Consider the following 16,207-nt stretch of genomic DNA (forward strand, 5'->3'; position numbering starts at 1 on the left):
CACCTTTAAAAAATTGTATTTTCATATATAAATTTTTAAAGGTGGTTTGTTTTTTATGTCATTTAGAAAGATAATTTTTCAAAGTCTATATGACTAGAGTTTAAAAACGTATAATAAGTGTTTATATCATAAACATGTGGTTGCTCTATTGATTAGAATTTGATAAGATTGAAGCGTATACAATTTTTGAATATCTAGTTTCACAGGCTATCATTATGTTTTGCCTCAATCTCATCAATTTCTAAGTATTTTAAGCACTTAGAAATGATATTCTCAAAAAAATAAGAATTGATTGGGAAAAAATACTGTCCCGCAATTTTTCAGTTGGGATGAATGAGCCTGTTAAGCTTTCAAACTCGGGAGGAAGAAGAATGAAAACAGTAAAAAGTTTGATGTTGGGGATTTTATTTAGTTCGGCGCTTTTAGCATTTTCGACGGTTTCGTTTGCAACAGAGGATAGCACAGCGGCTGAAATCAAAACAGCTGAGGTATCTGAAACAGAGACGAAAGTCACTGAAGCAAAAAAGGAAATGAATATTACACCAAAATTTAAAATCAAAGAAATCAAAACGACCATTGGTGAAAAGGGCACAATACAAGTTGAACAAATCGAGGGAATGAAAGACCTCAAGGGATCGTTCAAAACCACAGTAGCAGATAAAAGTATTCTTTCGATCAATGAAAAAGGACAATGGCAAGGACTGAAAGCTGGGAAAACCAAAGCAACATTGGATTTTGAATGGGACAAAGAATCCTTAGAAAAAATTCAAGAAAAATATCCAGATCATCAATTGATCAAACAAGATATCGCTCAGGAATTGCCTGTAGAAGTGACTCAACCAGAAGAAAAGACTGTGGATATTACACCTAACTTTAATAGTGGTTTAGTGAGTGCCAAAATTGGAGAAACTGGTCAATTTAAAGTAGATCCAATGGGGGGCGTAGCAGATCTGAAAGGAACCTATTTAGCTTATATTCCAGAAGGTGCTGGTAGAGAAATTATTTCTGTTGACGCAAATGGGAAATGGACAGCATTAAAACCTGGCACGACTGAATTTATCTTGGATTTCCAACTTTCAGATGAATCACTTAAGGCAATTGAACAGAAAAATCCAGGTAGTACATTGATTAGACGAGATATTGCTTATTCGGTAAAAGTAGAAGTGAAACCAGCTGGGTTATTAGATATTACGCCAACAATCGATAGTACTTCGATTAATGGCAAAGTTGGTGATACTGGACAACTAAAAGTGAAACCAATCGAAGGAATCGATGATACCAAAGGTTCTTTTGTTACAGCTATTCAAGACCCTTCAATCATTGAAGTTGATGCTGCAGGCAAATGGACAGCGTTGAAGGCTGGCACAACTGAATTTACAGTTACGTACAATTGGTCTGATGAAACAATGAAGAAATTAGCTGAGAAATATCCAGGTTATGAATTTTCTAAAAAAGAAACAACTCAAGTAATCAAAGTAACGATCTCTGAAAACACTACGGGATCAGTCAAACCAGTAGGTACGACGAAACCCACAGGAAAACAACTACCTGCAACGAATGATTCAAGTACAAACGGATTCTGGATCACTGGACTCTTTCTTGTATTTTTAGCATCAATAGGCTGGTATAAAAAAAGCTCAATGAATAGATAAAAAATGAAAAGCTGAACGCAAAACAATAAGCAGGTGTTCAGCTTTTTTTTGTTCCCACAATTTATCCTAACTTTAGTATAATGGGATTATAATAGAAGTAGGGCAGGAGTGATTAGATGGCTACAATGGAACGACCGGATGAGCGAAAAGCATTGGAGATACTTCAAAAATCAGAACCTGAGAAGTATCAAAAGGCAATCTTGTTGGATAAACCAGATATTCAAAATTTAGTTCAGAATATTGGAGTAGAAGTCACTCAATCACTCAAAGAAAGTGTACTAAAAGCATTGAATCTTGATACGATCAATATACATAACGATAAGCAAATCCTTGAAATCATCAAGGAAAGGTACGGAAATGAAGTGCTTAGAATCAATTTACCCTTACCGGATAATACGAAGAAAAAGGTCGCTATTTCCATCGATAACTGGCATTCATTATTTAATCTGATCGAAGCGTACGACAATAAAGTTGAGAAACTGCAAAGTGGCAATTACAAAGTATATCAAGAAAATAATTTGTTTATTTTTGTATTTGGTGAAGATGAAAAAAGCATTGAGCAACTCGCAAAACATATCTACAGGAAAAAAACTGAGAGACAATACGATTTCATTTATGTGTACAGTCAACCTGTTTTATACAAAATCGACCACCAAAGAAATATAGTTGTGAAAAGACTTTTTTGATAAAGGTCTTTTTATTTTTTTATAAAAACTTACTAAAACTTGTGGTTTGATATGTAAAAACTTATTAATATGCAAAACATAGGATTATTTGTTATACTCAAAATAAATCAGGAGGTAGTATATGGATCAAAAAGAACGGATCGCCAAAATTTTAGAGTTGTTACAAGAAAAAGAAAAACTAGATGCAGTTGAACTAGCGGAGTATTTCCAAATTTCTAAAGACAGCATTCGCCGAGATATTTTGTTGATCGTCAACGAGGGATTAGCTGAAAGGTATCGTGGTGGAATTACACTGCCGATTATCAAGACAAAAATCGAAGACTATTCTAAGCGTTTAGTTGTAAACAGTCCAGAAAAAATTCAAATCGCAAAAAGTGCAGTACGACAAATTAGTGAGGACCAAACCATTTGGCTAGATGTCTCCACTACGGTTCAATTTATTGCGAAAGAACTCACTCAGAAAAATGTCTTAGTCGTCACCAATTCAATCGACAACGCCATATCAGCAACAGAAAAAAGTAAAGAGCAGGCAGTTTTTCTTCTAGGAGGGTATTTTAACCCAGCTTCTCATTTATTGCATGGTACATCAGTGATCAATCAGTTGGCTAACTTTTATTTTGACATTGCCTTCATCGGTGCATCCGGCATCAATGAATCAGGTTTGTTTTATTCTGAATTAGAAGATATTGAGTTGAAGCAGACGATAATCCAGAATGCTAAACGGACTTGTGTCTTATTGGATAGTACAAAGGTTAGGAATACAACCAACTTTAAACTCGATTTTACCAACATCGATCTATTGATCACAGATAAGCCATTACCAGAAACAATAAACAAGCAACTGCGAAAAGACGAAGTAAAAATCATTCTTGTAGAAGGTGGAAAAAAATGAAGACCCTTATTCAAAACGCAACGATAAGTACAGGAGATAACCTAGAAATAGTAGATATCATGATAGATAATGGAATTATTTTAGAGATAGAACCATCAGAAAATGATTCTTTTTCTAGCGAAGCTGTGGATCAACGAATCGATGGTCACAAGCAATTACTGATTCCTGGCATGATCGATGTCCATATTCATGGAGCTAATAATTTTGATATGATGGATGGGACGACCCAAAGTATTCAAGAAGTCTCAAAAAAATGTTTAGAAACAGGCTGTACAGGCTTTTTAGTGACTTCTGTAACCTCTTCGTTAGAAGCGTTATTGACAATGATCGACCGAACTAAAGAAGTAATTGGGAATGAAGAAGGCGCAAAAATTTTAGGTATTCATTTAGAAGGTCCTTATTTAAATAGTAAAAGAAAAGGAATGCAAGATCCAAACTATCTTAGAAATCCTGATTTAAAAGAAATGGATATGATTTTTGACCGAGCAGGTGATTTAATTAAAATGGTTACTGTAGCACCTGAATTACCAGGCTGTTTGGAATTGATTACCTACCTAAAAGAAAAAAACGTTGTTGTTGCAATCGCGCATTCTGATGCAACGTACGAAGAAGCTCAAGTCGCTTTTCAACACGGTGCAACGCACATCACCCACTGTTTCAATGCAATGCCGCCGATCCATCATCGGACACCAGGATTGGTTACGGCAGCGCTTGAAAACGATGAGGTCAGTGTTCAGGCAATTATTGATGGGGTTCATTTACACCCAGGAATCGTTCGCTTATTGTATAAAATAAAGGGATCGGATGGGATGGTTTTGATCACAGATGCTTTACAGGCTATGGGTGTGGGAGATGGTGCATATGAGTTCGGCGGACATCATGTCACTGTAGAAAATGGGATTGCCCGCTTAAAAGACGGCACCTTGGCATCTAGTACAGTAACGATGAATGAAGCACTTAAATTGAGTGTGGAGATGGGCATTTTACTAGATGATGCAATTAAAATGGGGGCGACTACTCCAGCTGCTATTTTGGGAGAACAAAACATAGGGAAGATTGCGGTAGGATTTGCTGCTGACCTAATTCTTTTAGATGAGGAATTTCGTGTTGTAAAGCGGATTTTAAAAGGAACGCTGAATTAAATTACTCTACGAGGTTGAGACAAAAGTCGATTAGGTTAGAGCAATTGACCTTTAGGCATCGGTTATTAAGTTTTAGAGTGCGAAACAAAACTGAGTTTAAGTTTTGTCACGCACTCTTTTTATTGATCTGCTTTTATTTTTATAGGATAACAAACCTCTGTAATATATAATTCCTCCTGCTCTTGTGTAGCAGGACTGGAATGATAAATATTAAATATATTTCCATTGAGGATGTATTCATTTAATTTGAGCCACTCCAGCATATCTGCATGAACGTTAGGGATTGTTGAGTACGCACCAGTCATAACGACAGAAGCGACTAATCCTATTGAGTACATCGTTGCGCGAGGGTATGTTGGTTTAAGCTTATCAGGAATACCAATCATCACTTCGATATCTATAATCTCTGCATCAGTACCATGAAAAACAGCAATAGATGGTCCTAAATTTGCTAAGTCTTGCGGTCTTATTTCAGAAAATAATTTCTGCCAAAGCTGTTCCTCATGATAATAAGACTCTATTTTTTGACGATAGGAAAGAACCAACCTATCATTGATAGTCTTTATTTCTATCGGATAGTTTACGGCTTTGCTTATTGAAGCAGTATTTTTTTCTTCCAATCGATCTAAATAAGCAAGTTGCAGCTTTTTTTCAGCTAATTCAGTTTCGATTTTTTTTCGGTGTTTGATCAAATAGTCCGTTTGGTTGATTTCGTTAGCCAAAAGTACTTTGATGTCCTTTAACGGAACCCCAATGTTTTTAAGGGAAAGAATTTGATTGGCCTGATTGATTTGTTCAGGTTTATAGTAACGGTAGCCATTTTCTTTATGACTGATTACAGGTTTAAGTAAATTTAGTTTATCGTAGTGTCGCAGCATGCGCGGACTGATATTCGTCAATTCAGAGAACTCGCCGATTTTAAACATATTTTTCTCCTTTGAACAGATGGTCTAGTTGTTAGTTTAGTATACTATTTTTTATTTGTATATGTACACTTGACTTTGACATTGTGGCAAGGTTTAAAATAGAGAGAAGATAACGTGAAAGGGGTACAATTATGCGCACTTATGCAACTAAAGAGGAATTAATTGACGAAATCAAAAAAAGATATGAGAAGTATGATGAAGAATTTGAACAAGTACCTGAATTGTTGAAGAATCAACGAATCGAAGAGGTAGACAAAACGCCTTCTGAAAATCTGTCTTATCAGCTTGGCTGGGTGAATTTGATCCTTCAATGGGAAAAAGAGGAACAAGCTGGAAAAATAGTGGAAACACCTGCACCAGGGTACAAATGGAATAATTTAGGTGGTTTGTATCAGTCATTTTATGAGAAGTATGGGAAATATAGTATTGTTGAACAAAGAGAAATGTTGAGAGCATCGGTTAATGAGGTATGCTTATGGTTGGAGACACTTTCGGATAAAGAATTATTCGAAGCAGGTCAGAGAAACTATGCCACAACAAAAGCGATGTGGCCGTTATATAAATGGGTACATATCAATACAGTTGCGCCATTCACCAATTTTCGAACGAAGATCCGTAAATGGAAAAAACTTGTTTTAACATCATGAAAATGTAAAAGAAGAAGGAGCGTTTAAGTTTTTCGCTTCTTCTTCTTTTCAGTTTATTGGTTGATTAGTTGCTCAATATCCAGTTCAGTCATGGAAGCAACTTGTAAGTCAGCACCTGTTAAAACTTCTGTTGGGGAAATCCCAACAGCATACATTCCAGCTGCCTTGATCCCTTCGATTCCCGCTTGTGCGTCTTCAAAACCAATGGCATCTTTTGGGGCGACATTGATACTAGCTGCTGCTTTTACGAAAATTTCCGGATCAGGTTTACCTTTTTTTAGTGTTTCCGGATCAACAATATGCCCGAAAAATTCAAGAACACCTAACTTTTCTAAAATCATCGGTGCATTTTTAGAAGCGGATGCGATCGAACAAGGAATGTGGTGTTCTTTTGCCTGAACTAAAAAGTCATGAACGCCTGGCAATAAGTCTTGCGCTGAAAGGTCTGCCAGAAGCGAAACATACTCATCGTTTTTCGTTTGCGCGAGTGCTTCTTTCTCTGCTAAAGTAAAATCATTTTCTCGTTGACCATAAGCTAAAATCTTCTCTAAAGAATCCATGCGGCTGATGCCTTTTAATGTTTCATTGAACGCTTCATCGATTGTGATGCCTAGATTTTTTGCTAAATCTTTCCAAGCAATATAATGGAATTTTGCTGTATCGGTAATAACGCCGTCTAAATCAAAAACAAAGCCTTTTTTCATGTGTATTCTCCTGTCTGTTGTTTAATAGTTAATGTTTGCTACTTTATGGGCTATCAATGGATAAGGTTGCCCATTGATGATGACCGTTGTGTCTTGTGATGGAGAAATTTGAACCGTGTATTTTGAAATAGTCAACTGATAGTGAATTCCTTTGTGATCAAGGTTAAAGGTCATTTCCTCCCAGTTTTTCGGTAAATTTGGCTGGATCGTCAGCTGGTTCTTTTTAATATCGATTCCAGCATACGTAGTTAACGTAACGTAAATGGTTGCGGCCATTACACCTGTATGAATTCCTTCAGCAGTCGTTCCACCTTGGATATCTTGATAATCAGAGTATAAAGCTTCTTGATATAACGTCCAAGATAGGTCATGAAAAGATACCGCTTCGGCTAATTGTGCATGGACGATTCTTGATAATGTTGAACCATGTGAAGTTCTATTTAAATAATATAAAAGATTTTTTTCAAGATAATCAGCAGGCAATTCATAACCAAGCTCTTCTAAAATTTCATCGATTTTTTCTTTATTTAAATTATAAAACAGCATTAATGTATCTGCTTGTTTTGACACTTTATAGTCATCAGGTGATTGACCTTCTGCTTTTAAAATTCGATCCATTCGGTAAATATTGCCATACTTCGCACGAGCCGCATCCCAATCAATTTCCTTTAAATCGAAGTAACCTTCATATTGGGCGATGATCCCATCTTCATTGACCTCGATTGATAGTCGTTTACGAATGTCTTTCATTTTTTCAAGATTGTCTTGCGTGATTCCTGTCTTGTTAAATAATTCTGTTCGTTCTTGCGTATTTAATAGTGAAAGGATACCTTCTAATTCTTCAAATAACCAAACGACCATTAGATTAGTATAAGCATTATTTTTTAAGCCGCTTTCGGTACTATTAGGATACCCTTCATGGAATTCATCAGGTCCCATCACTTTAGCGATAGAGTAGCGTTTAGTTTTGTCATCAAAAGAGGCAGCACTACGCCAGAAATTTGCAATTTCTACTAGCATTTCGGCACCATATTCTTTAATGAACTGATCGTCGCCAGAGTTGTTCCAATACATCCAGATATTGTATGCAATCGCTAGAGAGACATGACGCTGAAGGATACTGTGATCTTCACCCCATTCTCCATTTAATGGATTCAAATGAAGTTTTTGTGTATCTTCACTGCCATCAAGACCCGACTGCCAAGGATACATCGCACCAGCATAGTTGCTTTCACGAGCATTTTCTTTTGCTTTGCCTAAACGATTATAGCGATACATCAACAATTGTTTAGCTGTTTCAGGAAAATGGAGAATATAAAATGGTAAGATAAAAATTTCATCCCAGAAAATATGGCCTCGATAAGCTTCACCATGTAAACCGCGAGCAGTTACAGAAACATCTAGTTCATTGTTGTTAAACGGAGAAGCAGAAACGAATAGATGATACGTATGGATACGCAGCAATTTTTGTGACATCAAATCTCCTGTGATCTGGATATCTGATTTTTCCCACAATGTATCCCAAGCAAGCTTACTTTCGGTAAATTCTGAGTCAAAAGAAATGGCTGGAAGAGAAGGGGTTTCCCAACTTTCCTTAGCTATAGAAGCTTTAACTTGGACTTGTTTTTCAAGTGTATAAGCTGTATTTTTTTCAGCATAAAAAGTGATTTCTTGTTCTATTCGCTCTTCACCAATCGAGTTTTTTATGGCATTCGCCTCAAAAAAGTCTCCACTAATAGTTGCTATTTGTTGGACTTTTATTTTTGATTGATTTGTTTGGATTTCAATCATAGAGTTGTTTTTTTCTGCAAGTAATTGTGTTATATGAAAGTGCTTTGCTGTTAAATTACGGTATCGCTCTACATTGAAATTATAGATTGATCCATCAGTTGCGGTCTTGATCGTAATGTTTTTAGAAAAATTCACAGGTTTGATCGAGTATTTGATACTGTAATTGTTCATTTTTGCCATATTAACTATTTTCTGAGCAGTTATTGTTAATTGATGTTTATGTGTATCTTCAATGACCATAGTCGAAGTAAATAAACCTGTTTTTAAATTTAAATTTCTATGCAGATAATGCAAGGTGGATTTTTCAAGAGTGAGCCACTCATCAGTCCCTTCGACTTGGATGCTTATATATTGGTTATTTGGTGTATTTACGAAGTCTTCGTTTTCAACGATTTGACCGGCAACTTCTGACTTTTCTTCATTGTAAAGTCCCGCAATATAAGTGGCAGGATAATGATTTTTTGAAAGGGACATTTCAGGGACTGTACCGCGTAAACCCATAAAGCCGTTACCAATCGTTAGTAAGGATTCCACTGAATATTCTTCTTTACCTGGTGTATAACCAAAATAATCTAAATTCCAGGTAGAGTACTCCATTTTTTTAGTAAATGCTGTAGCTAAATCTTTACTTTCTTCCAGTTCAGAAGCTGTAAGGATTGGAAAATTCAAGCGTTCTGAAAAGTATTTGATTAGAGTATCAAGCCCTACATTCAATGGATTTGCTTGCTTGTTTTTCTTGTAAAAGTCAGGTGATATATCGTTGAAAATAGCACCTCTGGCAGTTGGAAACTCTTCTTTGATTTGGGTTGCTAAAGTTTCAGCAGTTTTAGGAAATTCAAAATCAGAAAAAGAAATTGCTTGTTCCGAAATAAGGTTGCTCTGTTCTTTTTCCTGAATATATAAGGCATCTTGTGTAAGTGAAAGGACTAGAAAGTTCATTTATAAGGCTCCTGACTATGATTTATTTTAAACTTGTATAGACATGTTGTGTTTTCGTTTTCATTATAGTATGAAATGCTTGTAAATACAAGTGCGACAATTTCAAAGAATTGTATCAGTCCTACGGTTTACTTACTGAGAACGCTATTTTTTTAAGGAAGAATGTGCTATCATTTTCTTTGAGTATCCTAGGGTGGAGGGATGGACATGAATAAATTTCATGATATATTTTTAGAACTTGAAAAAGGGATTTTAGAAGGAGATTATCAACCTGGAACGCTGCTCCCAAGTGAAAATCAATTGGTAGAGCAATATTCAGTTTCAAGAGAAACAATTCGCAAAGCGCTGAATTTATTAATCAATGCAGGCTATATCCAAAAGAAACAAGGAAAAGGATCGATTGTTTTAAATGTTAGAAAATTTGATTTACCGATTTCGGGTGTTATTAGTTATAAGGAATTACAAAATGCTCAGCAAATACATAGCCTAACTAAAGTTGTGGAGCTAAAGGAAGAAAAAGTTAGTGAATCTTTAGCGCGTTTGACTGGCTGGAAGAAAGAGGCGGCCGTGTGGCGTCTGGTTCGTCAACGGGAAATAGATGGGGAAGTCGTAATTGTTGATATTGATTATTTATTAAAAGAAATCATTCATGAGTTGCCAAAAGAGCGTGCGGCAGACTCTATCTATGATTACTTTGAAAATGATTTAGGTTTGGCCATCAGTTATGCGCAAAAAGAGATCACAGTAGAAGCTGTCACTGAAGATGATCAGAGATTGATGGACATTCATGAAGATACTCATGTAGTGGTTGTCCGCAGTGTGGTCAGCTTAGAAGATACGCGTTGTTTTGAATATACGGAATCCAGACATCGATTAGATAAATTTAAATTTGTTGATTTTGCTAGACGAAGAAAAGCCTAAAGAAAAACAGAGTACTTTTTAGGAGATGAAATAATTGTGTATATAGGAATCATCTATTTTATTGTCATTATTTTAGCGAATACAGTTGGCGCGATTTCTGGAATGGGAGGCGGCGTAATTATCAAGCCTGTGCTAGATACGCTACACTTCCATCCACTAGCCGCTATTTCTTTTTATTCTAGTGTAGCAGTCTTTACTATGTCGATCGTCTCTACGTTAAGGCAAATGAAAAACGGTCTACAATTGCAGATACCGATCGCTGTATTCGTTTCTTTAGGTTCAGTCGTAGGGGGGATTTTGGGGAATACGGTCTTTGAATCATTATTAAGGGTGTTTTCTGATGAAAAATATGTTCAGTTGATCCAAATCATTCTGACGATCATAACGTTGCTGTTTGCTTATTTCTATACGAAGATTGGCAATGAACGGTCTTTTGAGTTGTCTCATCCAATATGGTATGTGAGTGTGGGATTGTTTTTAGGATTTATTTCTACTTTATTGGGAATCGGCGGCGGACCGATCAATGTGGCCTTGTTGATGTTATGTTTTGGCATTCCAATCAAAGAAGCTACCGTTTATTCGATTATTACGATATTCTTTTCACAGGCAGCAAAATTATTTACGATTGCCCAATCAACTGGTTTTGGACGGTTTGATCTATCGATTTTGTTTTACGTGATTCCAGCTGCTATTGTAGGTGGATTTGTGGGTGCATTGATTAGCGGGAAAATTTCTTCTGAACGTGTCACTCAAGTATATCAAATCGTGATTCTTTTGGTGTTGTTATTGAATTTATGGAACGGTGTACAACTGTTTACTTAGCGAACTAAACATCTAAAACTGACTAAATTGTCGGGTTTTAGATGTTTTTGTTTATGATATAATAAATGGTGAAAATATGGAAAATAAAAGGAGAATAACAGTGAAAAAAGTTTTTCAGGTTGGGTTATTGGTCATGATAAGTATGTTAATGGTTGGATGTGCTTCGAGTACGGCAGAGGAAATTGAAATCAATGAGGATAAGGTTCCTTCGATTTATTCGGTAGTCGGTGAGAAAAAAATTGTCGGCACGAATAGCGAAATAAAAAATAAAGTTCGCACAACGACATTGACGTATAAAGCTGGAAGTATCAGTGAAAAGGAAATGGAGCAATACATCGATCATTTACGAGAAAAAGAAGAGTATGTTTATACGCTAGATTCTAAGGAATCGTCAGAAGGAACAATGATTCAGCTTGGCAAAGAGTCTGTATCTAGCGGGGACATTGTGTTGATTGATTTTTTGTATCCAGCAATGGCTAGTGAAAGTGTTAAAATTATGTATCGTTCTGGTCCAGGAACGTTAAAAATGACTGAATAAGAAAATGGGGTTCTTGTTACTAATTTAATTGTGGAGGTTAACAGAATGGATTATCATGTCAAAGAATTTGCGAAACTAACGACGAAAGAATTTTTTGAAATTGTCAAATTGCGTATTGCTGTATTTGTTGTTGAGCAAAATTGTCCATATCAAGAAGTCGATGAAGCTGATGAACAGGCATTGCACACTTGGCTTCAAGACGGCTCGGAAATAATGGGTTATACACGAATCATCGATAAAGGAGATACGGTGACTTTTGGCAGAGTAATCGTCAATCCTGATTACCGTGGGAAAAAATTAGGTAACAAGCTTGTAGAAGAAACACTGAAAGTCATAGAAGCGAACTATCCAAATCGACCAATTATTATTGGGGCGCAAGCTCACTTGACAAATTTTTACGGAGCTTTTGGATTTGAAGCAATTTCGGAAGTGTATTTGGAAGATGATATTCCTCATGTTGATATGAGAAAAAATTAAATGAGATGGATGTAAAAGAGGATGGGACAGAAGTGTTTAATCCCGAGAACCAAGTAGGTATTGTGCAACAATGTTTATCTGCTCCCACCGTTTATCTGTACTTAGGGTGTGAAACAAAAGTGATTTTTACTTTTGTCCCACACCCTTTTTACTATTGTTTATTTGAATGTTAAGGATAGAACTTAAAAATGAGGGTTATTGAACCCAGTTACATAATATAAAAATAAATATACTAGCCAAAGTACACCTAATAATAAAATAATGCGAGCGAACCAATTTGTTTTTATGTTCAATTGCCAACCAAAAACTATAAAGGCGAGACCTACAACACAATTTATGAAAAATGTTCCTAGGCGAGGTTGGATTAATTGTATAAAAATCCCCAAAAAGATAAGTGTGGAAATCGGTAAGCCAATTTTAATCAAGTTTTTTTTCATGTGAATTTATCTCCTTTAGTATAAAGTATACAGGAATTATTAGAGTAATGTATACGTTTTAAGGAAATAGAACTGTAAAACAAAAACTTTCCTAACAAACATAAGTGTATATATGTTTGTTAGGAAAGTTAAGTTATGGATATAAAGCTAGTTGATAGTTACTTTTTGATATTTTCAGAGCTATCCTTTGTACCATTGTTTAGCGTTGCAGCATTTTGTGCTGCCAACAAATCACGGATTTGCTCTAATAGTTCATCTGTTGCAGGTGCAACAACTTCTTCTTCTTCTTCAGCTTGTGGTTTTTTCTTCATTTTATTGACAGCTTTTACAATTAGGAATAAAACAAAAGCAGTAATTAAAAATGTAATAAGAGCACTGATTACATCGCCAATATTAAATGCTACACCTTTTACATGAAAAACGAGTGCGCCTAAAGCATCATCCGCACTTTTTTCTCCAGTAGTCAATACGAATACTAGACTAACTAATGGTGTAATCAATCCATTAACGATTTGTGTAACGATAGCAGTAAAAGCAGAACCGATAACGACCCCAACAGCTAAATCAAGAACATTACCACGCATAATAAATTCTTTAAATTCTTTAATCATAAGTCTAACCTCCCTTTCTCAAATACAGTATACAGAAAAAAATAAAAAATTTGAAATGAAAGACTCTTACATCAAGGAAAGACAGTTGAGCTGTGCTATAATTAAATGGATGTAGAAAAACCTTAAAAAAACATTTAGAAACGTCCAGATGATTGTATTTAAGACTGGGCTTTATTATGATGAAAAAACAAAGAGGAGCTGACAAGATGCCGATCACATTAGCACAAGGGGTCAACTTACATGTTGTTCCAACAGAAAAATATAAAACAGTGCGTATTTTGGTACGTTTTAATACGCGTTTGAATAGAGAAACGATCACAAAACGGACACTTTTATCCAGTTTGATGGAAACGAATAGTTTGAACTATCCAGATCAAGTGAAATTAAGTGAAAAACTGGCAGAATTATATGGTGCTAGTTTTGGAATCAATGTGAATAAAAAAGGCAATTTACATTGGCTGAATCTATCGCTGAATTTAGTTAATGATAAGTACTTGGAAAACAGTCATGTACTAGCAGATGCTGCTGATTTTGTAAAAGAAATTTTATTTTATCCAAACATTATTGATGGACAATTTGAAACAGAGACGTTCCAACGTGAAAAAGAAAATCTGAAAGCCTATTATGAAAGTATTTCAGAAGACAAGCAAGTCTATTCTTCTTTGGCTTTACAAAATCTTTATTTTGGTCAATCTGAAGATCAAAAAATTCCAAGTTTTGGGACTGTCGCAGATTTAGAAAAAGAAACAGCTGAAAGTATTGCGGCATATCACAAGCAAATGATTCAACAAGATCAAGTTGATATCTTTGTTCTTGGCGATGTGGAGGAAGCTGAAGTGGCTTCATTGTTCAGTGCCTTACCGTTTGAAGATAGATCCTCAGGGATTGCTGATATTTTTTATGCACAGCCATCAAGAAATGTGATCGAAGAACGCTCTGAGCAAGAAAAATTAGCACAGTCAAAATTGAATTTAGGCTACCACACAGACGTTTATTATGGGGATGAAAATTACTTTGCATTGCAGATTTTTAATGGTGTATTTGGTGGTTTCCCGCATTCTAAATTATTTATGAATGTCCGAGAAAAAGAAAATTTAGCCTATTACGCATCAAGCAGTATCGATACATTCCGTGGTTTTTTAAGTGTTCAGACTGGGATCGATGGTAAAAATCGTAACCAAGTTCTGCGCTTGATTTCAGTAGAATTAGAAAATATTCGTCAAGGAAACGTAACAGATTTAGAAATCGAACAAACTAAAGCAATGTTGAAAAATCAATATTTACTTTCTTTAGACAATGCAGGTGCTGTTTTAGAAAATGAATATCTGAATGATTTAATTCCTCACCTTCGCTTAAAAGATGACGAATGGATTCGCCGAATGGAAGCTGTCACATTAGCCGATATTCAACGCGTTGCGAAATTGGTGCAACTGCAAGCCATTTTCTTTTTGGAAGGAGAAAAAGTCGATGAATAAAAAAGAATATCCGCAAATCAATGAAGTTCTTTATACAGAAGTTTTGGATAATGGATTAACGGTTTATTTATTGCCGAAAAAAGAGTACAACAAAACCTATGGTCTGTTTACGACAAACTATGGCTCGATCGACAATGAATTTGTGCCAATTGGTGAGACAGATTTTGTAAAAGTTCCTGATGGAATCGCTCATTTTTTAGAACATAAAATGTTTGAAAAAGAAGATGGCGATGTGTTCCAACAATTCGGTCGCCAAGGTGCTTCTGCTAATGCATTTACAAGTTTCACGAAAACGAGTTACCTATTTTCGACCACAGATCAAGTGGAGAAAAACTTAGAAACATTATTGAATTTTGTTCAAGAACCTTATTTTACAAAAGAAACAGTTGATAAAGAAAAAGGCATTATCGGTCAAGAGATCCAAATGTATTTAGATGATTCTAACTGGCGCTTATTTTTTGGAACATTGGGCAATCTTTACCCGAAACACCCTTTGCACATTGATATAGCTGGAACGGTAGAGAGTATTGGTGAGATCACTGCAGAAGATCTGTACACGTGTTACAACACCTTTTACCACCCAAGTAATATGACCTTATTTGTGGTTGGAAAAATGGAACCAGAAGAAATGATGGCGTTTATCCGTAACAATCAGTCTGCCAAAAATTTCGCCAAAGCTGAACCGATCCAACGTCATTTCCCCAAAGAAACACCAGCAGATATTGTTAAAGAAAGCTCTATCGAAATGGCTATCAGCCGTTCAAAGGTCATTGTTGGTTTGAAGGGACTAGATGACGTTCCAACAGATGGAAAAGAACTACTTAAATACAAAACAACGGCAAATCTATTGTTCCAATTACTATTTGGCAATACGTCACAAAATTACTTGAATTTGTATAATGAAGGATTATTAGATGATAGCTTTGGTTATGAATTTAATTTAGACCGTAGCTTCCATTTTGCAGATTTTGGTGGAGATAGTGATCAGCCGGAACAATTGGCTGAGCGCATCGAAGAAATTCTTTTAACTGCAGATAACAGCTCTGAGGTAACAGCTGAAAACTTATCATTATTGAAGAAAAAAATGATTGGCAAGTACTTCCAATCATTAAATTCACTAGAATATATTGCAAATCAATTTTCACAATCACTCTATGGTGAAACGACTTTGTTTGATACACCAGAAGTGATTGAGAGCATTCAATTAGCAGATGTGAAAAATTTGGCGCAAGCATTTATCAACAAAGAGGGATTGAGCCGCTTTTATATGTATCCTAAAAAATAACAATTATTTAGTTAAAAGCGAATAGTACAGCTAGGATTTATTTTTCTACATTGATGATTCTTTTCATAAACGAGAAGAATCATCAGCTGTTGTAGTAGAAAAGCGAGTATGTGAAGTGACAATTGTGTTAAATAAAAAAAGTCCGATATTTAGTTAAAAACTTTCAAAAATGTTATCCTCATCAGTATTTTTTTATGTTATCCTTAGAATAGTTGAATGAAAAGAAATTTCCAACTAATTACTTAGGTAATTCAGGTGAAGT

At 35.5% G+C, this 16,207-nt stretch carries 15 protein-coding genes; 11 read left to right on the forward strand and 4 right to left on the reverse strand.

Annotated features, from left to right (window positions below):
• Positions 1-371: 371 nt before the first annotated feature.
• The 4 genes from A5821_RS12690 to nagA all read left to right on the forward strand — a co-directional run bounded on the left by A5821_RS12690 (position 372) and on the right by nagA (position 4,372).
• A complete protein-coding gene (locus A5821_RS12690) occupies positions 372-1,652 on the forward strand; it encodes a cell wall protein (protein ID WP_086315019.1) in 1,281 nt (426 codons plus the stop codon).
• Between the two features lie 116 nt (positions 1,653-1,768).
• Positions 1,769-2,338, forward strand: coding sequence for a hypothetical protein (locus A5821_RS12695; RefSeq protein WP_086315021.1), 570 nt, complete (start codon positions 1,769-1,771; stop codon positions 2,336-2,338).
• Positions 2,339-2,459: 121 nt separating this feature from the next.
• Positions 2,460-3,230, forward strand: a complete 771-nt coding sequence (locus tag A5821_RS12700) for a DeoR/GlpR family DNA-binding transcription regulator (RefSeq protein WP_086315023.1) — start codon at positions 2,460-2,462, stop codon at positions 3,228-3,230.
• Complete coding sequence (gene nagA / locus A5821_RS12705) at positions 3,227-4,372, forward strand: N-acetylglucosamine-6-phosphate deacetylase (protein WP_086315025.1); 1,146 nt, start codon at positions 3,227-3,229, stop codon at positions 4,370-4,372. Before A5821_RS12700 ends, nagA begins: the two co-directional genes overlap by 4 nt.
• 119 nt (positions 4,373-4,491) lie before the next feature.
• Here the strand turns inward: nagA and A5821_RS12710 are convergent, their stop codons facing one another.
• Positions 4,492-5,298 (reverse strand): MerR family transcriptional regulator, encoded by an 807-nt coding sequence (locus tag A5821_RS12710; protein WP_086315027.1) that lies wholly within the window; start codon positions 5,296-5,298, stop codon positions 4,492-4,494.
• A gap of 131 nt (positions 5,299-5,429) precedes the next feature.
• Between A5821_RS12710 and A5821_RS12715 the strand changes: the two genes are divergently transcribed.
• Positions 5,430-5,945 carry a ClbS/DfsB family four-helix bundle protein gene (locus A5821_RS12715; RefSeq protein WP_086315029.1) on the forward strand — a complete coding sequence of 172 codons (516 nt, stop codon included), beginning with the start codon at positions 5,430-5,432 and terminating at the stop codon, positions 5,943-5,945.
• Positions 5,946-5,998: 53 nt separating this feature from the next.
• Here A5821_RS12715 and pgmB read toward each other — a convergent pair whose 3' ends face one another.
• Positions 5,999-6,649 (reverse strand): beta-phosphoglucomutase, encoded by a 651-nt coding sequence (gene pgmB / locus A5821_RS12720; protein WP_086315032.1) that lies wholly within the window; start codon positions 6,647-6,649, stop codon positions 5,999-6,001.
• A 21-nt stretch (positions 6,650-6,670) separates the two neighbouring features.
• Entirely contained in the window at positions 6,671-9,379 is a 2,709-nt protein-coding gene (locus A5821_RS12725) for a glycoside hydrolase family 65 protein (RefSeq protein ID WP_086315034.1), read from the reverse strand.
• A gap of 207 nt (positions 9,380-9,586) precedes the next feature.
• Between A5821_RS12725 and treR the strand changes: the two genes are divergently transcribed.
• From treR to A5821_RS12745, 4 genes are all read left to right on the forward strand, one after another.
• Positions 9,587-10,300 (forward strand): trehalose operon repressor, encoded by a 714-nt coding sequence (treR, locus tag A5821_RS12730; RefSeq protein ID WP_086315036.1) that lies wholly within the window; start codon positions 9,587-9,589, stop codon positions 10,298-10,300.
• Between the two features lie 36 nt (positions 10,301-10,336).
• The gene (locus tag A5821_RS12735; RefSeq protein WP_086315038.1) at positions 10,337-11,122 is read left to right on the forward strand and encodes a sulfite exporter TauE/SafE family protein; all 786 of its coding nucleotides are present in this window, start codon (positions 10,337-10,339) and stop codon (positions 11,120-11,122) included.
• A 100-nt stretch (positions 11,123-11,222) separates the two neighbouring features.
• Positions 11,223-11,660, forward strand: coding sequence for a hypothetical protein (locus A5821_RS12740; RefSeq protein WP_086315040.1), 438 nt, complete (start codon positions 11,223-11,225; stop codon positions 11,658-11,660).
• A gap of 45 nt (positions 11,661-11,705) precedes the next feature.
• On the forward strand, positions 11,706-12,137 hold the full coding sequence (locus A5821_RS12745) for a GNAT family N-acetyltransferase (RefSeq protein WP_086315042.1): 432 nt from the start codon (positions 11,706-11,708) through the stop codon (positions 12,135-12,137).
• A gap of 595 nt (positions 12,138-12,732) precedes the next feature.
• Here the strand turns inward: A5821_RS12745 and mscL are convergent.
• The gene (mscL, locus tag A5821_RS12750) at positions 12,733-13,185 is read right to left on the reverse strand and encodes a large conductance mechanosensitive channel protein MscL (protein WP_086315046.1); all 453 of its coding nucleotides are present in this window, start codon (positions 13,183-13,185) and stop codon (positions 12,733-12,735) included.
• 206 nt (positions 13,186-13,391) lie between these two features.
• Between mscL and yfmF the strand changes: the two genes are divergently transcribed.
• On the forward strand, positions 13,392-14,660 hold the full coding sequence (gene yfmF, locus A5821_RS12755) for an EF-P 5-aminopentanol modification-associated protein YfmF (protein WP_086315048.1): 1,269 nt from the start codon (positions 13,392-13,394) through the stop codon (positions 14,658-14,660).
• Positions 14,653-15,945, forward strand: coding sequence for an EF-P 5-aminopentanol modification-associated protein YfmH (yfmH, locus tag A5821_RS12760; RefSeq protein WP_086315050.1), 1,293 nt, complete (start codon positions 14,653-14,655; stop codon positions 15,943-15,945). The genes yfmF and yfmH overlap by 8 nt, the downstream gene beginning before the upstream one ends.
• Positions 15,946-16,207: the final 262 nt, after the last annotated feature.

This window comes from Enterococcus sp. 7F3_DIV0205, assembly GCF_002141365.2.
Lineage (GTDB): Bacteria > Bacillota > Bacilli > Lactobacillales > Enterococcaceae > Enterococcus_L > Enterococcus_L palustris.

What these genes read in the sequence shown, in the direction of transcription:
- A5821_RS12690 (WP_086315019.1), top strand. Translation starts at nt 372, where the DNA reads ATGAAAACAGTAAAAAGTTTGATGTTGGGGATTTTATTTAGTTCGGCG.
- A5821_RS12695 (WP_086315021.1), top strand. Translation starts at nt 1,769, where the DNA reads ATGGCTACAATGGAACGACCGGATGAGCGAAAAGCATTGGAGATACTT.
- A5821_RS12700 (WP_086315023.1), top strand. Translation starts at nt 2,460, where the DNA reads ATGGATCAAAAAGAACGGATCGCCAAAATTTTAGAGTTGTTACAAGAA.
- nagA (WP_086315025.1), top strand. Translation starts at nt 3,227, where the DNA reads ATGAAGACCCTTATTCAAAACGCAACGATAAGTACAGGAGATAACCTA.
- A5821_RS12710 (WP_086315027.1), bottom strand. Translation starts at nt 5,298, where the DNA reads ATGTTTAAAATCGGCGAGTTCTCTGAATTGACGAATATCAGTCCGCGC.
- A5821_RS12715 (WP_086315029.1), top strand. Translation starts at nt 5,430, where the DNA reads ATGCGCACTTATGCAACTAAAGAGGAATTAATTGACGAAATCAAAAAA.
- pgmB (WP_086315032.1), bottom strand. Translation starts at nt 6,649, where the DNA reads ATGAAAAAAGGCTTTGTTTTTGATTTAGACGGCGTTATTACCGATACA.
- A5821_RS12725 (WP_086315034.1), bottom strand. Translation starts at nt 9,379, where the DNA reads ATGAACTTTCTAGTCCTTTCACTTACACAAGATGCCTTATATATTCAG.
- treR (WP_086315036.1), top strand. Translation starts at nt 9,587, where the DNA reads ATGAATAAATTTCATGATATATTTTTAGAACTTGAAAAAGGGATTTTA.
- A5821_RS12745 (WP_086315042.1), top strand. Translation starts at nt 11,706, where the DNA reads ATGGATTATCATGTCAAAGAATTTGCGAAACTAACGACGAAAGAATTT.
- mscL (WP_086315046.1), bottom strand. Translation starts at nt 13,185, where the DNA reads ATGATTAAAGAATTTAAAGAATTTATTATGCGTGGTAATGTTCTTGAT.
- yfmF (WP_086315048.1), top strand. Translation starts at nt 13,392, where the DNA reads ATGCCGATCACATTAGCACAAGGGGTCAACTTACATGTTGTTCCAACA.
- yfmH (WP_086315050.1), top strand. Translation starts at nt 14,653, where the DNA reads ATGAATAAAAAAGAATATCCGCAAATCAATGAAGTTCTTTATACAGAA.